Annotated in this window: 16 protein-coding genes and 1 pseudogene; 15 read left to right on the top strand and 2 right to left on the bottom strand. The window is 36.7% G+C overall.

Annotated elements, in window-relative coordinates; all coding sequences use genetic code 11:
* The first annotated feature begins 24 nt into the window (after positions 1–24).
* The 4 genes from AKG34_RS11175 (at position 25) to AKG34_RS11160 (ending at position 6,208) form a co-directional block, all read left to right on the top strand.
* The gene (locus AKG34_RS11175; RefSeq protein ID WP_053346145.1) at positions 25–2,349 is read left to right on the top strand and encodes a universal stress protein; all 2,325 of its coding nucleotides are present in this window, start codon (positions 25–27) and stop codon (positions 2,347–2,349) included.
* A 599-nt stretch (positions 2,350–2,948) separates the two neighbouring features.
* Positions 2,949–3,413, top strand: coding sequence for a DUF2690 domain-containing protein (locus AKG34_RS11170; RefSeq protein ID WP_083450911.1), 465 nt, complete (start codon positions 2,949–2,951; stop codon positions 3,411–3,413).
* A gap of 90 nt (positions 3,414–3,503) precedes the next feature.
* Complete coding sequence (locus AKG34_RS11165) at positions 3,504–3,944, top strand: YjfA family protein (RefSeq protein ID WP_407946285.1); 441 nt, start codon at positions 3,504–3,506, stop codon at positions 3,942–3,944.
* 464 nt (positions 3,945–4,408) lie between these two features.
* Positions 4,409–6,208: a S9 family peptidase gene (locus AKG34_RS11160; RefSeq protein ID WP_053346142.1), complete on the top strand. Its 1,800-nt coding sequence runs from the start codon at positions 4,409–4,411 to the stop codon at positions 6,206–6,208.
* Between the two features lie 462 nt (positions 6,209–6,670).
* Here the strand turns inward: AKG34_RS11160 and AKG34_RS11155 are convergent, their stop codons facing one another.
* Positions 6,671–7,384 (bottom strand): class I SAM-dependent methyltransferase, encoded by a 714-nt coding sequence (locus AKG34_RS11155; protein ID WP_053346141.1) that lies wholly within the window; start codon positions 7,382–7,384, stop codon positions 6,671–6,673.
* Between the two features lie 179 nt (positions 7,385–7,563).
* Between AKG34_RS11155 and AKG34_RS11150 the strand changes: the two genes are divergently transcribed.
* The 9 genes and pseudogenes from AKG34_RS11150 (at position 7,564) to AKG34_RS11115 (ending at position 17,211) form a co-directional block, all read left to right on the top strand.
* Positions 7,564–7,827, top strand: a complete 264-nt coding sequence (locus AKG34_RS11150) for a hypothetical protein (RefSeq protein WP_053346140.1) — start codon at positions 7,564–7,566, stop codon at positions 7,825–7,827.
* Between the two features lie 160 nt (positions 7,828–7,987).
* Positions 7,988–8,202: pseudogene (locus tag AKG34_RS28850) on the top strand (M20 family metallopeptidase); the annotation flags it as partial.
* Positions 8,203–8,821: 619 nt separating this feature from the next.
* On the top strand, positions 8,822–10,138 hold the full coding sequence (locus AKG34_RS11145) for a hypothetical protein (protein WP_053346139.1): 1,317 nt from the start codon (positions 8,822–8,824) through the stop codon (positions 10,136–10,138).
* Positions 10,139–10,224: 86 nt separating this feature from the next.
* On the top strand, positions 10,225–11,331 hold the full coding sequence (locus AKG34_RS11140) for a mandelate racemase/muconate lactonizing enzyme family protein (RefSeq protein ID WP_053346138.1): 1,107 nt from the start codon (positions 10,225–10,227) through the stop codon (positions 11,329–11,331).
* 50 nt (positions 11,332–11,381) lie between these two features.
* Positions 11,382–12,800: a YfcC family protein gene (locus AKG34_RS11135; protein ID WP_053346137.1), complete on the top strand. Its 1,419-nt coding sequence runs from the start codon at positions 11,382–11,384 to the stop codon at positions 12,798–12,800.
* 19 nt (positions 12,801–12,819) lie between these two features.
* Complete coding sequence (locus AKG34_RS11130) at positions 12,820–13,962, top strand: M20 peptidase aminoacylase family protein (RefSeq protein WP_053346136.1); 1,143 nt, start codon at positions 12,820–12,822, stop codon at positions 13,960–13,962.
* 268 nt (positions 13,963–14,230) lie between these two features.
* Complete coding sequence (locus tag AKG34_RS11125) at positions 14,231–15,616, top strand: acyclic terpene utilization AtuA family protein (RefSeq protein ID WP_053346135.1); 1,386 nt, start codon at positions 14,231–14,233, stop codon at positions 15,614–15,616.
* Complete coding sequence (locus AKG34_RS11120; protein WP_053346134.1) at positions 15,588–15,920, top strand: AtuA-related protein; 333 nt, start codon at positions 15,588–15,590, stop codon at positions 15,918–15,920. Before AKG34_RS11125 ends, AKG34_RS11120 begins: the two co-directional genes overlap by 29 nt.
* A 487-nt stretch (positions 15,921–16,407) precedes the next feature.
* Positions 16,408–17,211, top strand: a complete 804-nt coding sequence (locus AKG34_RS11115) for a DUF2935 domain-containing protein (RefSeq protein ID WP_053346133.1) — start codon at positions 16,408–16,410, stop codon at positions 17,209–17,211.
* Positions 17,212–17,688: 477 nt separating this feature from the next.
* Here AKG34_RS11115 and AKG34_RS11110 read toward each other — a convergent pair whose 3' ends face one another.
* Complete coding sequence (locus AKG34_RS11110) at positions 17,689–18,111, bottom strand: VOC family protein (RefSeq protein WP_053346132.1); 423 nt, start codon at positions 18,109–18,111, stop codon at positions 17,689–17,691.
* A gap of 596 nt (positions 18,112–18,707) precedes the next feature.
* Between AKG34_RS11110 and AKG34_RS11105 the strand changes: the two genes are divergently transcribed.
* Both AKG34_RS11105 and AKG34_RS11100 read left to right on the top strand, forming a co-directional pair.
* Positions 18,708–20,336, top strand: a complete 1,629-nt coding sequence (locus tag AKG34_RS11105; RefSeq protein ID WP_053346131.1) for an acetolactate synthase large subunit — start codon at positions 18,708–18,710, stop codon at positions 20,334–20,336.
* 83 nt (positions 20,337–20,419) lie between these two features.
* Positions 20,420–20,695, top strand: coding sequence for a hypothetical protein (locus tag AKG34_RS11100; RefSeq protein WP_053346130.1), 276 nt, complete (start codon positions 20,420–20,422; stop codon positions 20,693–20,695).
* Positions 20,696–20,750 lie beyond the last annotated feature (55 nt).

Below are 20,750 nucleotides of genomic sequence, written 5' to 3'. Positions count from 1 at the left end.
TAGAATGAAACTGGAGGTAGTAATATGCCAGATCAATTTCGTAGAAAAACACCAGATGAAATTCTACAGTCGATCTCTAATATTAAAAAAGGGAGGCTGAAGATCATACTTGGGGCTGTATATGGTTCAGGGAAAACCTATCATTTGCTCCTTGAAGGAAATGAGTTAAAAAAACGTGGGATTGACGTAGTTGTCGGGGTAGTTTGCACATCGAGTAGTCCTAAAACACTTGAGCAATTAGGCTGCCTAGAAATTATACCTTCTATCGAATGGGAGCAAAACGGTCATGTAAGACAAGATTTGAATATGAAGGAAATTTTCAAACGAAACCCGGAAGTAATTTTAGTTGACCAATTAGCTCATAAAAATCATTCATCTGCTAAAAACCCAACTAGATTAGAAGATGTTAAGGAGTTAATAAACAATGAGATTAGTGTCATAACAACAATAAATATTTACGAGTTGAAAGGAGTGAAAAAAGTTGCAGAGCAATTACTACAACTGCCACTTCATGTAAATGATACTGTACCCGAAGATACATTGACGCAGGCAGATGAAGTACGTCTTTTAGATGTTACTCCTGAAGCAATTTTAAAACGTCTCCAGGAAGGGGAAATAGAAGAAAAAGACGAACAAGCCAAAGGACTTGTGCAATTATACAATAAGGATAACCTAGCGGTACTTAGGGAACTGTCACTCCGGTTTTTGGCTGGAGAAGTGGAAGAGGATCTAACTGAATATCGAGAAGAGGAAGGGTTATTGGGACCTTCAGGTGCTTCTGAACGGATTTTGGTATGTGTACAATATCATTGGAATGGATCCATCTTAATACGAAGAGGGGATCAAATAGCCAAACGTTTAGGTGGGGAGCTATTGATTGTTAGCTTTGTTCCAACTCAAAGAAAATTATCTAAAGAAGAAGAAATGTTTAAAAGATCCATGCAAAAACTCATAAATAAATTAAATGGAAAATTTGAGGAATTGACAATAAAAGGGGAAGAAATCGCTGAAGAAATAGTTGAATATGCCATGCAACATTATGTAACTCGAATAATCCTTGGTCATTCTAAAAGGACAAGATGGGAAGAGATTATTCACGGTTCAATAGTCAATAGAATATTGAGAAAAACGAAAAATATTGATGTGTTTATTGTAGCAGACCGTGCAGAAGTACATGGAGAAAGAGTAATACCCGCTATTCAGTCAAAAGTAAGGAAGAAAAATCCATATCAAAGACTTTCTCCTGATGAAATAAAAGAAAAAATACAAGGGGTAAAAAGAGGTACGTTAAAAATTTATATTGGGGCTGCACCCGGTGTAGGAAAAACATTTACCATGCTGAGGGAAGCAAATCAATTGAATCAAAACGAAATTGATGTTGTGATTGGATTATTGGAAACACACGGGCGTAAAGAGACAGCAGCGCAAATTGGAACTTTAGAAATCATACCTCGAAAACATATTACATATAAAAACGTAGTACTGGAGGAAATGGACCTTAAGGCCATAATTATTCGCAATCCTGAAGTAGTGCTGGTAGATGAATTAGCACATACGAATGTACCTGGAAGTAACAACCAAAAACGTTATCAAGATGTAATTGCCATTCTGGATGCCGGAATTTCGGTTATTTCTACAATGAATATTCAACATGTAGAAAGTTTAAATGATAGTGTAAAGCAAATAACAGGAGTGTGTGTAAGAGAAACTGTTCCAGACAGTTTTCTTCATTTAGCAGACGAACTAGAGTTAATTGATATCTCCCCAAAGGCACTCAGACAACGGATGCAGGAAGGATATATATATGCTAGAGATAAAGTAGAACAGTCACTTAGCAATTTCTTTAAGACACGAAACCTTATAGCATTGAGAGAACTTACGCTCCGTGAATTAGCAGATGATGTGGATGACAGATTAGAGTCATTAAAACGAAAAGAGGGAGTAAGAGGTCCGTGGAGAAAAGAAGAAGTAATCTTTGTCTGTGTAAATCTTAGACCAGATTCTGAGCGCCTAATTAGAAGAGGATTTCGTATTGCCTATCGTCTTAAAGCTAAGTGGTTTGTTGTGTACGTTAAAGATCAACCACCTCTGTCAAATGATGAGCAGAATATACTCGATAAAATCATAAGTCTTACGAATCGATTAGGTGGTAATTTCGAATTATATTCCACTGCAGACAGACGATTAGTGGTTGGTGAAATAACTAAACATTTACAAGATAAAAAAGCGACACAAGTTATCATAGGACATTCAGCAAGATCGAGATGGCAAGAAATTAAACAAGGTTCCATTGTTGCACGTCTACTAAGAGAGGCTAGACATCTCGATGTTCTGGTGGTAGCTGATTAAATGACAGATGATTATTTTATCAAAAAATCCCTTCTATAAAAATGTTCTAGATATAGTTTTTGATAAACTTAGATAGCCTTAGGTTATAAGAATCCTACCGAATACTTCCTACTAGTGCAACAACCTTCACTTTTACTACCTCCAGGTGTTTTTATTCATTTTGCTTTGGTTCATTTAATAATCGGTATCTATAAAAAAACGGAAAAGAATGCTTACAAATGCTCGTTTTTCTTTCATGAGCTTGCCTACATTCAATTGGTTCCTGTCCCGTTTTCAACAAACAAAGAACGACCCAAAACCATTATGTCTTTGGGTCCGTGCCAAATACCCCACTAACGGTAACCAGATGGATAACTTCATACGAAAGGTCCGTGTATATTTTCTTAGTTTTACAACTTTTTATAATCAAAAGCTCATGAGGACAGTTAGTTTTACGTCTGTTTTACAGATGAAAAGACGAGACATATCAGACTGTAAGAGCAGTAACAAAAACCGTCCGTAAAGTATTTCATAAATTTAGGGAATTTTACACTTACAGAAATATCCCATAATTGTAATATAAAGGGTGAATGAATTTCATGAAGGGAATGATTGATGCAATGAAAAGAATGGTTTTATGTATTTCATTGACTTTTGTAGCTTTTTTTGTCCTTTTTGGCTCCCTTGATTTCTTTACCAACAAGGCATCTGCAGAAACCCACGCCTATGATGGAAAAAGCCCTTACTACAATAGTTGTGCGGCTAGTGCGGTTACGAAGAAGAATTTGAAAATTTATGCAAACGGTGCTTCTGCAAATTTAGAGTTGAAATTCAGTACAACTTGCAAAACCGCTTGGGCAAAGATTACTCTAAGCAGGCCAGCTAAAACTGACGGAGAGGCAACGGCATTAGTCGTCCGGAACACTGATAATAAACAATTTAGTTGTGCATCTCCTGGAGGAAATGGGGAGATTAATAAAGGTCAAACAACATGTTATACACCTATGGTATATGATTTAGATCCGCGAAAAGCGAAAGCAGTTGCATTTTGGCCATATACGGCAGGTGAAACCGGCTGGTATTAATGATAAAGCAAAAGCCTTCTTCTACTTTTATGTAAAGAAAGGATGAATGACTTGAATCATAAACTTAAAATGATAGGTTTATCGTTAGTAATGATGTTGTCGATGTTCGTTATTGATTTTTTTATATTTGGGAATAATCAAGCACTAGCCGAAAATCATAATTATGATGGAAAAAGCCCTACCTATAATAGTTGTGCAAACTCGGCTGTTACGAAGGATACAAAATGGATTGATTCCGTTTCGTATGTAGAATTGAAATTCAGCACTACCTGTAAAACTGCCTGGGCGAAAGTTACTGTTACGCGTCCGGCTGTATACAATCATGAAGCGGATGCTAGAATCGTTAGAAGCACAGATGGTAAAGCTTATACGTGTAACAGCACAGGAGGAAATGGTGTTGTAAATAAAGGGCAGACCTCATGTTATACACCAATGGTATATGACTTAGACCCGCGCAAGGCACAGGCCCAGGGGATACATGCTATCCCTAATAGTGACGCCTATAAGAAAGCGGTAACTATTTGGTATTAGTAGTGGTCTTTGATCATCATATAATGATTAGATGATAAATATTTCTTCAGAACAAGCCTAGCTCTTTTTTGTGTGTGGATTTGTCAACCGAGAGCCATTCCATTGCGGAGTGGCTCTCTTTTTACTTTTTCTGAATGCCGTCCCTTTCCATCTGGATCTGGCTTAATACCCAATGATAACAAGTGTCGCTTTTTTGTCTTGTAATTGATTCGTTATTGGGATGTGTACAAAGAGTACTATGAAATCTATATATATTAACTAATTCAATTATAGTGATTTGTTGAGAAGTATTTTATCTTGTAATGGTGATTATATAATTACCATTTGATCCTGTTAAAATGAATGGTACTTTAGGTCGGGGCAATGATCGCAAGAGTAGTAGTTTTATTTTTAAATATAAGGTAAAATATGGTATAATAATTACAGATTTTTCATTATATTAAAAATATAAGGAGTTGCAAACGATGATTTCATTTCCTAAGCCTGATGTTGAGCAGTTTTTGCGAACTTTTTCTATTGGTGATTTTGCACTTAGTCCAGATGAAAAGAAGCTGGTTTTTAGTACGAATTTGAGTGGTAAGTATAATTTATGGGGGATGAATCTGCCAAACACCTTCCCTTATCCGCTCACATTTGTGGATCAAAGCTGCCAAGGTCTTTTATATGATAAGCAAAGCAGGTTTATTATTGCTGGATTTGACCAAGACGGCAATGAAAATACTCAATTTTACGGGATTCCCTTGCAAGGTGGGGCGATGAAGGAAATTGTCTATCATGAAGATACTCGTAATTTTATGCCGATGTTATCGGAAGACAGCAATAAACTTTATTACACTTCATCGAAAGGAAATCCGTCCTATTTGAATGCCTATTGTTTAGATTTAGAATCAGGGCGTGAAACAAAGGTTCTAGAAGGAAAGGATGCAGCAACGTATTTATATGGCTTAAGCCCAGATGAAGAAACCTTACTATACTATAAACACTTTGCTAATACATATACTCTTCTATATGCGAAACGCGGCCATGAAAATATCCTGCTTACGCCTCCTACTGAGAAACAACACACAGTTAATGATGGTGTTTTTGTTTCAGATTCAATGGTATATTTACTGACTGATTATGATTCAGATTTTACCTATTTGGCTTCATACAACCTTGAAACAGACCAATTCAGTAAAGTTAAAGAATTGGAAAATGAGAGTTTTGATGGCTTAAAATATAGTAAAGAGCATCAATTATTATATGTAACTAGTCAAAAGGGTGTAGAGGATCATTTATATGAATACAATCTCCAAAGTACTGATTGGAAGAAGCTTTCGTCCCCTTGCAGTGTCATTGAAAAGCTTGAAGTCGCTAAATCAGGCACTCTGTACTTATTAGGAAGGAGTGCAACTAAGCCTCATAATATTTATAAACGATTGGGAAATGAGTGGATATCATTAACCCAGTATTCTGTTCCTGGAGTAGATTCAAATGACTTAGTTGAACCGGATGTCATAACATACCCATCTTTTGATGGCCTGGAGATTGAAGCATTATTTTTTAGGGCAAAAAAGGAAAATGATAATGGTGAAGTTATTTTCTGGCCTCACGGAGGTCCACAAGCGGCAGAACGGAAATTTTTTAGAGCTTCATTTCAGTTCTTTTTAAATCATGGGTACAGTATTTTCGCTCCAAACTTTCGTGGTTCTTCTGGTTATGGTTTGGAATTTATGAAAATGGTAGAAGGAGACTGGGGATATGGGCCACGCTTAGATAATGTAGCTGGTCTAGATTGGTTGATAAAAAATGGATATGCACAAAAAGGAAATATACTATTAATGGGTGGAAGCTATGGTGGTTATATGGCTCTTCTTCTTCACGGTCGCCATGCTGATTACTTTAAAGCGGTTGTTGATATTTTCGGTCCATCAAATCTATTCTCTTTTATCAATTCGGTTCCTGAAGATTGGAAGCCAGTTATGGATCAATGGGTAGGAAATCCGGAAAAAGATAAAGAAAAGCTCATTGAGTATTCTCCAATCACTTATTTAGACTCTATGACAAAGCCAATGCTTGTTATTCAAGGTGCAAACGATCCTCGTGTTGTCAAAGAAGAATCAGACCAAATTGTGCAAGCATTAAAGGATAAAGGAAGAGATGTTGAATATATGTTGTTAGAAGATGAAGGACATGGCTTTTCAAAGAAGGAAAATGAAATTGCCGTCTATCAAAAGATACTTTCATTCTTTAATCAATTCGTTCGTTCAAAAGAGAAAGCATAATCTAAGATTCCTGTTTGGGACTCCTCCGAAGCTACAAAGTTTATGAAACTGTTAGAAATTACCAAATAATAATTGTATAACCTAAATAGGATTTTGAAGGGAATAATTCTTCAACAGGACAAAAACACTAATTTAGCTGACACAAATTTTATTTAAGCTATTTCTTTGTAAATAAAACGGAGTCATTAGATGTAATAAGAAAATTAAGAAATATAAAGTGAAAAAGAGGTTGTTTCAAAATTCGGACAGCCTCTTTAAATTTTTTTATTAATTAATTTAAAGATGAAAATATGAAGCTGATTTAACGATAATTTCATTCCCTTGGAGATTGTATACTTTGCACAGTTTGTTAGTTACGAATTCAAGTGGAATGTATAATTGATAGAGATGAATGGAGAAAACAACCACCTTATCAGATTTGTTCCATAAAAATATTTATATATATATTAGAGTTTTATTGGGCTATTCCTTATTTGCCCTAAATACTCTATATCCCAAACTGTTTCCACAAGTTAGGACAAGCCGATAATGCTCCTCTATGATTTGTTCCAAAGATTCATTTAAAGGAAGAATGAGGTTATCGACAGCTGATGAATTTTTTAATTCTTCTAAAACTGTATTCGACTTTAGAATTTTTAGATTTTTAAATCCCTCCTTTTTGAATGCTTTTAACCATTCCGATTGTGTCAAGACATTCGTTAAATTATAGAATTTCATTATTTCCTTTTTTTGATTAAGGTTAAGTTCAGTCTCTGCCGTCATATCAATAGAAAGCAAAGTACCACCAGGTTTTAGGACTCTGTAATATTCACAAAGCGATTGTTGAATATTAGTGAATGCTGTTGTGGATTCAGCCATGATAAAATCAAAATAATTATTAGTAAAAGGTAAATCTTCTATGGAATTCATATAAACATTACTGGGTATGTTAGCTTGTTGAAATCGTTGGTTTGCATGTTTTACCATCTCAGGGTGATTATCCAATGCGAAAACTTGGCAAAGAAAGTGTTGAGCCAAGAATTGAGATGTTTGCCCTGTTCCGCATCCAGCATCAAGGATTTTTGTGGATTGGTCTATTTTTTCATTCTTTAAGAGTTGTTTAGTTAGTTCAAATCCTCCAGGATGAGCCCCTTCAATTCCTAAGAATGCTAAGGCGTCTTGGTATGAATGATTCATTGCATTGTCTCCTTTAAAAAAGTAATTCATTTATTTTATGCAGCTGAATCAATGCGTGATTGAAATCAACAAAAAGGTAAATCTGAAACAGACTTTTAATTTGTATTAGGTGTTTAATCTATGCAGGCTAGTCCCCGGATGCATACGATGTAGAACGATTACACAAGGGGAGTGTTAAAATGGGAAACCACAATTATTATCACAAGTGCAGGCAAGGTGTTGGAAGACCAGTAGAAATTCGTACAAATAGAGGGACGGTTCATCGTGGAATCATACATCGGGTTACTCGTAACCGCGTTTATATTCGTCCAATTGATGATGGTGATAACATTGGAGGATTTGGATTTGGTTTTGGTTTTAATTCAGGATTTGGTCGGGGGGCTGCTAATGGATTTGCCTTTGGGGCAATTGCGTCCTTAATCTTTCTTGCATTTCTTTGGTAGTAAAATAAAATAGAACACTAAAAAACCTGAAAAATAGACTCAGGTTTTTTTATTTTGTTTCGCGGAATGTCATATGGAAATAATCTAGATGAAAAAAGGTACTTAAAGGGGATTTTTTTCACTTGAAAGTATTTGAGTAGAAAAAAATGAAAAGGCTGGAAAAGAAGCGGTAAATAACGGAGTCCCAGGAGCAACAGATGACACATTCCTTCATTTGGCTGGTACCCCAATTGTCACGACTGGAGCAGGAGACAGGGAAGTCAAAATCAAATTAATGAATATGTTGATATGGAAGAACTTGAGGAGACTACAGAAATCTATCGGACTGCTGCACTTATTTTTTTAAATGAAAATTTATTAAATGAAAGGATTTAAAATTACTGTACTACCTGATGGAACATGCTCTTATATCAGAACAAAATTAAGTACATCGCTTAAAGTGGTGTACTTTTAATTGATAATTACAAGCAACAAAGTAAAACTTTTAAACAAAAAAATAATAGCAAAAGTAATACATCCAACTGTTATGTAACTATCGAGAATATTGAATTTCGTAAAATAGGAAACTCTAAAAAAGCAGCAATAATATATTGGGAAAAATGTTAAAATTGAGTGGATATTAGATAGGAGATAATCATGCGTAATGAGAAGTTAAGAGGTTTAAAACGAAAGACAAGAAATATGAAAAAACGAATTGGGGATGAAACAACTGATTTTCCTTCGGATTTACCTATTTGATATTATATTACTCTTGCTCTTGACATATTGATTTTCCAACGTAAAAAAACAACAACCCTAATACCAGCGTAGCTGAAACTATTCTAACTGGACCAATAAAGGTTATGGGAACAACAAATTTCTTAACTGGATGTCGATTGGTACTTACCCTCGGGAGCGTGCAGGACTTTGGTATATTATTTAATTTAAAATAGTTACTGATACGATTCTGTCGTTATAATATAATTATATTTCATTTTAGAGGTGAAACAACATAATGAAAATTGGTGTTATAGGCTCAAAGTATTTTTTAGAATCCTTATCTGTTCATTATCCCTTATTTCCTGAAGTACAATTTATTTCCTTTCAGTACGAGATGCCGGAAGAAAGTAGTCTGTTAATAGAAGAAGCTGGTAAACAAACTGATTTAGTATTGTTTTCAGGTTCAATCCCTTTTTATTATGGGTACAAGCAAGTTAAAAGAAATTTCATAGAAGCTATATATGTCCCTTTTGATGAATTGACTGTAGCGCTCTCGTTATTATCGATTTCTCATCGGGAACAAGTGACTTTGAATGAAATTTCTATCGATTTACCGGATCAAAGCCGGTTAATGAAGGTACTGGAAGAATCAGAAATCGTAGAAAAGTCCCTTTATGTTAAGGATTACCCTTGGATATATAAGAGGGATGAAGAAACCCAGGCACTAAATATAGCTGAATTTGTCCACTTTCACAGCAAACAATATAAGGAAGGAAAAACCCTTTTTGCACTAACGAGTATTCATGCAGTTTATCAGGAGCTTCAAGGGCTATCCATTCCTTCTAGATATATGGTCCAGCCCAAACATACCTTAATTGAAAGCCTAACAAGAGCTATATCTTTGTTGAAACTAAAGAAAACGGAAGAATCTCAGATTGCAGTTATTTCTATTCAAGATTATCAACAAAATCTTAATGGGAGTGATTCATTTTTGAATTTTTTACAGAAGTTGAGTAAAAGGCTACAAGCTCGTGTTTCTCTTGAATACTTAAATCCATATTTGATTTATACAACACGTGGAGCATTGCAGGCGTTCGAAAACGATTTTTATAATGATATTATCGGACAAATGGAAAGAGAATTTCAAAATTTATTCCAAATAGGTATTGGGTATGGGTATACAATTCAGGAGGCGGAAAAACATTCAGCCCAAGCGTTATTTTTTACTAATAAATTTCTAAAGAGTAAAACGATTGCATGCTTGGTGGATGAAGATCAAAAATTACAAGGACCTTTATTTGAAGAAAATCACCTTGTGGAATTGAAAAATGAGGATGAAACTATTCAAAAACTAGCTAGTGAACTTAAAATGAGTGCAAAAAATATAAAGTTAATTCATCAGTTTATTTCCATAAACAATTTTCGGGCTTTTTCTGCAGCAGAGCTAGAAGAATACATGAATTGCACCCGACGATCGGCAGAAAGATTCATTAAAAGGCTCATTGAAGGAGGCTGTCTTTTAAAAGGAGGTGAGGAGCATCCTTACGATCAAGGAAGACCTCGAAATTTATATTTAGCTACAGAAAAATTAAAGACCCTAATTGGATTTTAAAAATTCAGACTTTACAGAAAAATGGGATTAGTATATATTATTTTTATTAACGACATATAGCGACAGTATGAAAGGGGAGCTTAGTTTTGATTATTGAACGTTGTGAAATTTATGCCACTCATTTGCCTTTAAAAGAACCATTTGTTATTTCCTATGAAACATATAAGTATATGCCTTCTGTTATCGTAAAATTGATAGCCGATAACGGGCTAGTAGGATATGGTGAAGCAGTACCTGATGAACATGTAACAGGGGAAACGTTTTATGCAACATTCGAAGTATTAAAGCATGTCCTTTTGCCTGCAGTGAAACAAGAAAATCCATTTAATTTGGAAAAAATTCACTACATTATGAATTCGGCCATTATGGGAAATCCCTCAGCAAAAGCGGCCATTGATATTGCGTGCTATGACCTTATGGGAAAATACACAAAATTGCCGATTTATGATTTATTAGGTGGGAAATTTCATGAATCCCTAACGTTTGCAAAAGTTTTAAGTATTGACGAACCAGAGATTATGGCTGAAAAAGCTCAGGAAGCTGTCGACCAAGGATATACTTCGTTAAAACTTAAAGTAGGTTGGGATATTGAGTCAGATGTAGAGCGTATAGCAGCGGTTCGAGAAAAAGTTGGGGAGAAGTTTCCAATTCGGGTAGATGCCAATCAGGGATGGGGAACTTATGCCAATGCCCTTCCAGCAGTAAAAGCCTTGGAACCATTTCACCTTTCATGGTTAGAACAGCCGATAAGAATGGGAGACATTGACGGTCTTGCAGAACTCAAAGAAAAAACAACCATTCCCATTATGGCTGATGAAAGCATCCATCACGGGTACCATCTACAGGAACTAATTAAAAAGAAGGCCGTAGATAAAATCAATATAAAACTAATGAAGTGCGGTGGAATTTATCAGGCAATCCAATTGGCAAAGACAGCTGAGATTGCAGGTATCAGCTGCCAAATTGGGTCCATGGTAGAATCCTCAATCGGATCGTCAGCAGGATACCATACGGCCATTTCACGAAAAAATATTACCAGTACAGAACTGACAGGTCCACTGCTATTCAGTCAGGACATTGGAAATCTTGATTATGAAATTCCCTATGTACATCTTACAAGAGAACCGGGGCTTGGAATTAATATCAACGAGGAAGTTCTTGGGCAATTAACCATAAAAAAAGAGCAAGTTTAATATTTTTATTGAAACCGGATGTAGCAAATCATTTAGGATGAGGTGAAATAATGGAAACTGAAAAAAATAATGTGACAGTTAAGAAAAAGGCATGGTTAAAAGTGCCACATACATATACGCTCATATTTATCATAATCATCATGGCAGGGCTTGCTTCATATGTAATTCCAGCCGGTGAATTCGATCGTGTTGAAGATGAGAAATCGGGTAGAATGCTTGTTGTCGACGGAAGCTATCATGCTATTGATCGTGATCCTGTGAGCTTCTTTGACCTTTTCACGTCCATTCCATTGGGCTTAGAAAAGGGAGCCCAGATTATTTTTTATATTTTTCTTGTAAGTGGTGTATTTGGTATTATTCGAACTACTGGTGCGATTGAAGCAGGGGTCTATAAAGGGGTACGATCTCTTGAAGGGCGAGAAAAATTATTAATTCCGTTGAGTATGTTGCTTTTTTCCATAGGCGGCTTTAGCATGGGGATGGCAGAAGAAACCATTATCTTCGTGCCTATAGGGATCGCGATAGCAAGGGCTATGGGCTTTGATGCGGTTACTGGAACGGCTATGATTACCCTTGGTGCTGCTAGCGGATTTTTTGGAGGCATGCTCAACCCGTTCACGGTAGGGGTTGCCCAATCACTAGCTGAAGTACCTTTATTCTCTGGAATTGGATTCCGTTTTGTTGTCTATATTTTTGTGCTGGCATTTGCCATTTGGTATGTCAGCCGTTATGCAAATAAGGTAAAACAGAATCCTGAAAAAAGTGTAATCTATGATATTGAACAAAAAGAAAAACAAACGACCGGGTTAGTTGAATTCCCTGAGTTGACCGGACGCCATAAACTAGTTTTTCTAGCAATGATCTTTGGTCTGGCTTTTAACATTTATGGCGTGTTTAAATGGGGCTGGTTTTTAACAGAGCTCACGGCTTCTTTTTTGATTATGGGTATCGTTAGCGGGCTGGTTGGCGGTTTACAACTGGGGAAACTTTTTGATTCATTTATTGAAGGAGCCAGAGCAGTCACATTTGGTGCCTTGATCGTCGGCTTTGCAAGGGCTATTACAGTAGTTTTAGAAGAAGGTAAAATCATAGATTCGTTAGTCTTTATGGCAGCATCGGGGATAAGTCACCTACCACAAACATTGAATGTCGTAGGTATGTTTTTCACCCAAGCATTCCTTAATTTATTCATTTCTTCAGGCAGTGGACAGGCTGCGGCTACAATGCCAATTATGGTTCCTATTACTGATATTTTGGGATTGGAAAGACAGCTTGCCGTTCTTGCCTTCCAATATGGGGATTCTGTTACGAACTCAATTATTCCAACTTCCTCAGCATTAATGGGATACCTGGCTATTGCTGGAATTCCGTATGAGAGATGGGTTAAATTTATTTGGAAATTAATTCTCGGATGGACTTTGATTGCTTGTTTAGCATTAATAGCGGCAGTCGCTCTCGGTGTCTCCTGAGAAAATAAGGAGCGGTTTGATGAAGGAATTATTGACGGAAATAAAACCTCAAGTTTTGGAGATTTTCCACCATCTTCATGAGAATCCTGAAGTGAGCTGGAAAGAGTTTCAGACTACATCTTATATTTCAAAGGTGATCCAACAAAACGGGCTTGAAGTGACCAGTTTTTCGGATATGCCTGGAGTTATAGGTAAGTGGTCACCAGAGGACAGTATAAGTAATTTAACGATTGGATTACGAGCTGATATGGATGCTCTACTTCAAGATGTGGACGGCACTTTTCGTGCTAACCATTCCTGTGGACATGATGCTCATATGACGATTGTATTAGGTGTCTTGCTTTTATTAAGAAAAATGAAGATTATTCTTCCAGGTACATTAAAATTTATTTTTCAACCAGCTGAAGAAGTTGGTGAAGGTGCTTTAAAGATAATTGAAAAACAGGTACTGGATGATGTTGACTTTCTATATGGTCTTCATCTGCGTCCTATACAGGAAATTAAGTATGGACAAGCTTCTTCAGGCATCATTCATGGCTCAGCTGATACAGTATTTGGTGAGATTCACGGATTTGACGGACATGGCGCAAGACCTCATTTAACTTTAAATGCCATTGAAGTGATTAGTTCGATTGTTGAACAAATTAAAGGAATCCGTCTAAACCCGCAACTATCTTATTCAGTCAAAATGACACAGGTTTCTGCGGGAGGGGAAAATGCGAATATTATACCTGGATCCTCCAAGTTCAGCCTTGATTTACGTGCGCAAACAAATGAAGCGATGGATGAATTGATTGAAAAGGTGGATGATGTCCTGAAAAAAATGTCTGTCTTCTATCAATGCCAAATAAGCTTCAAACACAAAGAAAGAGTTTATGCCGCATCTGTTGATAAAGAAGCAGCAGAATTTATGGAGAAAGCAATCGAAAACACCTTAGGGGCTAAAGGGCTTGTGGGGCCTATTATTACCCCCGGTGGAGAGGATTTTCATTTTTATACAAAAGAAAGGCCTGCAATCAAGGCCACAATGCTGGGTGTGGGCTGCGATTTAGAGCCTGGTCTACATCATCCCAACATGGTATTTAATCAGGACGCCATTTTCACAGGAATTGAGATATTAACTAGGGTAGTTATTGAAACTTTTGAAAAATATAACAAATAAAAATATAGGAAATCGAATTCTTATATCGCTATGAATCATTCCAATAATAAAAAAGAGCAGACCTTTATATTGAAGAAATCGAGGAAGCAGAAAGAATTGTAAGAGCGTTCGAACAGGCATTAGCCAAAGGGGAAGGTGTATTACTACTTGAAGGGAAAATGATCGACCTTCCTATTGTAGAACGTGCAAAGCGTACCCTTCAATCAGTTAAATTATATCAATCGTGACGACTCCAGTTCCTACTGGAGCTTGAAGGGAGGAATATCTTATGAAGAAGATTAGAATTGGTTCAGGTGCGGGATATGCAGGCGATCGAATTGAACCAGCGATGGAATTAATACAAAAAGGAAATTTGGATTACATCATTTTTGAATGCTTAGCAGAAAGAACAATTGCCCTTGCTCAGCAAGAGAAAATGAAAAATCCTGATATGGGGTATAACCATTTATTGAAGTATCGTATGGATAAGGTCTTATCACTGTGTGTCGAGAATAATGTCACATTAATTACCAATATGGGAGCAGCAAACCCACTCGCTGCAGCTAAGATTGTTAAGAATATAGCAGAGGAAAAAGGCATCCATGATTTAAAAATAGCAGCAGTAATTGGAGATGATGTGTATCCAAACATCGAGAAGTACTCGGAATGCTCAATTATAGAAACCGGAGTACCATTGAAAGATGTGAAGTCTTCCATAATTTCTGCAAATGCATATATCGGAATTTCTGGAATTGTTACCGCGTTGAAAGAAGGGGCAGATATTGTAATTACCGGCCGGGTATCAGATCCCTCATTAGTAGTTGCACCACTTCAGCATGAATTTGGTTGGCAGGATACAGACTATGAGCTTCTTGGTAAGGGGACAGCGGCTGGTCATTTACTCGAGTGTGCAGCCCAAGTGACAGGTGGTTATTTCGCCGATCCGGGGTATAAGGATGTTCCTGACTTATGGAATGTCGGTTATCCGATCGCCGAAGTACAGGGAAATGGGGACTTTTTTTTAACCAAGCTTGAGGATTCGGGAGGTATGGTTACGGCTGCGACCGTAAAGGAACAAGTTGTTTATGAAATTCACGACCCAACCCGATATCTTACTCCTGATGTTATTGCTGATTTCTCTCAAATAGAAGTGATAGAAAAAGTGACAAACCAAGTGCATATTACTGGGGTGTCTGGAAAAGAGAAGAGTGGTCTCTATAAAACGAGCATCGGCTACGTGGACGGATACATAGTTGAAGCAGAAATTAGTTACGGCGGTTCGGGTTGTTTGGAAAGGTCAAGACAGGCGGAAGAAGTAGTGAGGCACCGGTTGAGTCAGGCTAATATAGAGATTCAAGAAATGAGAATCGATCATATTGGTTCTAATTCACTGTATGGATCTTCTATTTCAGAGCCGTTGTATGACCGAGAAAGGCTATCCGAGGTACGATTAAGAGTGGCTGCCAGGACGGCTGATAAAGGAGCTGCTGATGTGATCGGCCAAGAGGTGGAAGCACTCTATACTAATGGGCCTGCTGGAGGCGGTGGTGTTCGGGTTAATGTCCAAGAGGTTGTATCAATTGCATCCATTCTTATTCCTAGCGAAGAGATTACAATCGAAGTAACGTACGAGGAGGTCGGCAAGATTGAAACTCAAGCAAGTCACTCACTCTAGGTCAGGGGATAAAGGAAATATTTCAAATGTTTCCGTCATCGTCTATCGTATGGAAGATTATGAAAAAGTAAAAAAACAGGTAACAGCAGAAAAGGTTAAGGATTACTTTCACGAAATAGTGAAGGGTGATGTGGTTAGGTATGAACTGCCGAAAATTGGCGCATTGAACTTTGTCATGCAAAACGCATTAGGAGGGGGCGTCACAAAATCACTTACTTTGGATCGACATGGAAAAAGCTTGAGCTCGGCTTTAATGGATATGGAAATCGATATGGAAGCTGATGTGGATGATTCAAATTATTAATTTTCTTACGAAGGCGAGCCAATTATTCAGTGGCTCGTTTTTTGTATTCCGAAATTTTGGGACGATAAAAGTCTATATAGTAATTCTATGAAGATGGTGATGAAAGTGTAAAACTCTACTGTTCAAGTGGGATATCAAAACCAACTGCAATAATGAAAATGTTCTTTCTAATCCGACCTAAGATAAATAAGCTCTACACATTGTTATACGTCACTTGTGGCTTATACAAACCGATTGTGAGGTTAAGATTATTGGGAAATGTAATAACTAGTGAATATACATTCTACAGTTGCTTGGTAGTATAAGTTGAAGAGCAAAGAGGACTGCAGCGAACCTTTCTCTTTCCGTTAAAAATGATAATCAAATAAAAAAACTTGCGGGCAAACACACTTTGCTGACCTTTTTTCATTTTTTTGTTCATAAGTATATCCGTAAAGGAATAAAAAATCATAAATGTTTTCGATTATTAAGATATGGAGGATAATAAATGAGCGAAGTATGGGAAAAGAAAGCAAGATTCGAGCATCAGTTTTGGCTGCAAATCTTAGGGGATCATTCCCGATTTATCCATGAGTCTTTAGCACCGGTTGAACTAGAAAATATTGAAATTGCATCGGAGTTTATTCAAATATTTGACACTCTCCTTGGTAAAGTCAATTCGGAAGATATTTCACAATTGATTTTTGCGGCAGAAGATGCGGCTTTAAAACTTCGAGAGTTTAAGTTAAACCTAATGAAAAAACATTTAGTAGGGAAAATCAAAATACATCTTTCACCTACATTTCTTAATCATATGGTGAACGAATTAGAAGAATATTTAAGGTTATTAAAACACTTTAAATCCAATCAAACCCCACCAGTTTATCATGAACTTCATCATCATTTGGTTTGGCTGTTAGATGCCGCTGGGCATGCGGGTGCCATATCATCCAAATTGGATGATGTTGAAAAACGATTAAAAGAGAAAAGTGACCAATATACGAAGCATTTTAATGAATATTATATAAAAGCAGTCGAATTGGCGGGATATTTACGGACTAATTTATCCACTTTTCCTGCATTAGAAAAGATGAATGTAGACGTCACATTAGAAATAAAACTTTTTCAGCACTTTCTAAATGAATTGGAGGAACTAGAACTTAGTGCACAAGCTCTAGGAACATTTTCTCCATTAATGGCGGATCATATGTCGCGTGAAGAATGTTATTATTTGATGAAGCTCGCTGAATCGACAAATTCTGAAAAGCCTAACTGCGATCCAGCCAAACCTAGACTAAATGAGGGTATTTGAACAGCTAACCTGTTCGAAAAAGTGCACTATAAACTTATCTTAATGCACCAACCTAATATGAAACTGTTAAATAACATCAAGCAATCCAAGTTGTATTACATGCACTATCAAACGAAGGATATACGTATTGTAACTTTTATTGAACCTCTGAATTTATAAGTTAATAATTGATCCAAACCTAACTTCAAAATCAGACATTCTGATGGTCTATATAGACCTTAAAGTCTAAACATACTGACTTTTTTCGAAAGGTAACCTTTTTGTTGATAATAAGATGTAATGTATACTTGTCATTGGTGAAATGTAACCAGTTATTAGTCTTAATCTCATTACTTCTTTTAGAATCTAACCCTACAACATCCACAACTTGATAAACAGGGTATTTTTAGTATTAGAAACACAAAAAGGATATAGAAACTTTTCTCTAGAAGAAAGGCCCTATATCCTATATTGGAAATTGCTAGCAAAAATGTATTTTCACATTTCTCCAGTGTCATAATTTAATTGCCAAATAATTCCGAACTTATCTGTTACCTGACCATAGAGTTTGCTCCAGAATGTTTCTTGAAGGTCCATAACTACTGTGCCGCCTTCTTTCAGTTTATTAAAGATAGATTTAATTTCATCCATGTTCTTATTAACTACTGCAAGGCTTATGTTGTTTCCTTCAACAAAAGGCATACCAGGAAAAACATCAGAAAACATTACATTACTTCCATCAATATTAAGCCTTGTGTGCATAACTAAATTTTTTGCTTCATCTGGGAGAGGGAATTCAGGGTTAGGTGGTGTTTCTCCAAAGGTCATAATTTGTGGTGTTTCTGTTCCAAAAACCTGTGCGTAAAACTCTACTGCTTCACGGCAGTTCCCATTAAAATTAATATAAACATCAACTGACATTTGTTTCACTCCTATGAATTATATTGTTTTTCAATGCTACATGATTTATTTACATATTGTAACATTTAACTGTTCAAAATCAAAAATATTTCCATGAGTTCCATAAAAAAGGTTTCGACAAACTAGAAAATATGAATACAAATGGAATATAAGATCAGAGAGATTGTAGAATCCACCAAAAAAATTTTGCCACTTATAGAATACAATCCTTTTATAATAAACTCCAATCTTCCTTATCCTCGTTTAAATTCACTATTTCATAATAAAGCTCTGTCCTAATAAAAACTAAGAACAATTGAAGGCACTGCAAAATACAAACAAAAAATCCCATAGTTTAGGATTTGTATAAACGAAGTGAGAAACAATATTATGGGAAAATAAAACATCCCCATTACGAGGGGGCCAACTTCGATTTTTTACTCACACGATTTGATAGTGACTCATAGAAATTACTTGAGATAACAAATTTGTTTACCCAGATATAAATTCAGTAATAAACTATTTTCGATCTCGAATAAATCCATTCTGAAAGGGGATAGATAAAAGGTAAGTTAATAAGGGAAAACTAGTGGCTTTTATGGGAAGGGGATGTATTTTTGAAGGCAGCAGAGCTTTTTGTAAAATGTTTAGAGGGTCAGGGTGTTGAATACATATTTGGAGTGCCGGGGGAAGAAAACATAGATTTGTTGGACGCGATAAATAAGTCGAGCATACAGTTTATCGTTTGCCGGCATGAAACTGGAGCAGCGTTTATCGCTGGGATGATGGGTAAGTTGACAGGAAAACCCGGAGTTTGTCTTTCAACACTTGGACCCGGGGCCACCAATATGGTGACGGGTGTTGCCTGTGCTACTTTGGATCGAATGCCGCTAATCGCGATTACGGCACAGACCGATCTCAACATGCAGTTTAAGGGGGCTCATCAATACATAAATATTCTCGAGCTATATCACCCGATTTCGAAATGGAGTACAACTATTTACGATGGTTCCGTTATTCCAAAAATTATAACTAAAGCTTTTGCATTGGCTGCAAAGGATTTGACTGGAGCCATTCATATCGAGTTTCCGAATGATATCGCCTCCTCCCTTGTGCATGGAGAACCTTTACAAACTCAGCTTTATGACAAAAAAGTACGGTCATCTGAGCAAGCAATCAATGAAGTGGCTATGGCTATCAATCAAGCAAAATTCCCCCTATTTTTGATAGGGAATAATGCTTCAAAAGGTGGAGCATCTACTGATATTTTAACTTTAATCGAAAGGCTTCAAGCCCCTTTCACAGAAACATTTATGGCGAAAGGCGTAGTTCCAGAAAATCACCCACTGCATTTACAGACAATTGGACTACCAGAAGGTGATATTGTCAATAAAGCCTTTAGTCGCGCAGATTTAGTCATTGCTATCGGATATGACCCTATCGAATACGAACCTAAAAAATGGAACCCATTACTATCACCTATCATTCATATCGATGTACAAGACCATGAGTTAGATAACTATTATCCGGTAAAGGCATCCCTTGTTGGTGACTTGTCTGCAAATCTTTTGCGTTTAATTGACCAAATTGATCAAAGGAATGAAATCGATCCATTTTATCGTAATGTAAAGGAAACGATATTGTCAGATCAATTGTTACATTCAACCAGTAATTCATACCCAATGTCTCCTCAACGTATCATTAAGGAAATACGGGAAGTTCTATCAAATGATGATATTTTACTATCAGATGTTGGAGCCCATAAATTGTGGATTGGCCGGCAATATGAGACATTAAAGCCAAATACATGTATCCTATCAAATGGGCTTGCTTCAATGGGGATCGCACTTCCGGGAGCAATTGGTGCGAAACTTGCGTGTCCTGATAAAAAAGTAATGGCTGTATGCGGTGACGGGGCTTTTATCATGTCTATAGCAGAGTTTGAAACAGCGGTTCGTTTGAAGGTACCGATTGTTATTATGATTTGGCGAGATGGAAGATACGGAATGATTGAATGGGAACAAAAAAACAAGTTAGGCCATTCATCTAATATCCAATTTAATAACCCGGATTTTGTTGCCTTTGCAAGAGCATATGGTGCGAAAGGATATAAGGTAAAAAAAGCGGCAGAGCTAACAACAGTCTTACAAAAAGCAATATCTGAAGATGGACCGGTAATTGTTGAATGTGAGGTTGATTACCAAGAAAGTTTCAGGTTGAGTGAACGTTTAAAGGACTCTCGTTAGATGACTCACGAAACTTTAATAAATAAAGGAAATTTAAGCCGAATATTGTATGCATGACGAACGATTGAAGGGGTGAGCATAAATTGTTACTTCAACCAATTACAGATCATGCGAAAATAGTCCACTATTCCTTTAATGAAAAAGCTTCTATTTCAAGAAAGATTACGGTCATTGCACTGTTAAGTACTATAGTGGCTACTCTCCAGGCAGCTGGCGGATTGATTCCGGCAGCTGGTTTGTTCATTAATCCCCTTGCAATGGCACCCGCTATCCTTAGTATGGTTTTACCAGTAAGATATGGTTTGCTTGGTTACTTATTAACCTTGTTTTTGCTCTTTCTTATTCAGCCGAATCAGTAGATTAATAGGTGTATGTAATTCCGGCCAGAATTCGTCAATTTCGTATCCTCTGGGC

Origin of the sequence: Peribacillus butanolivorans (assembly GCF_001273755.1) — a bacterium.
GTDB classification, from domain to species: domain Bacteria; phylum Bacillota; class Bacilli; order Bacillales; family DSM-1321; genus Peribacillus; species Peribacillus butanolivorans.
This window is presented reverse-complemented; position numbering and strand designations above follow the sequence as displayed.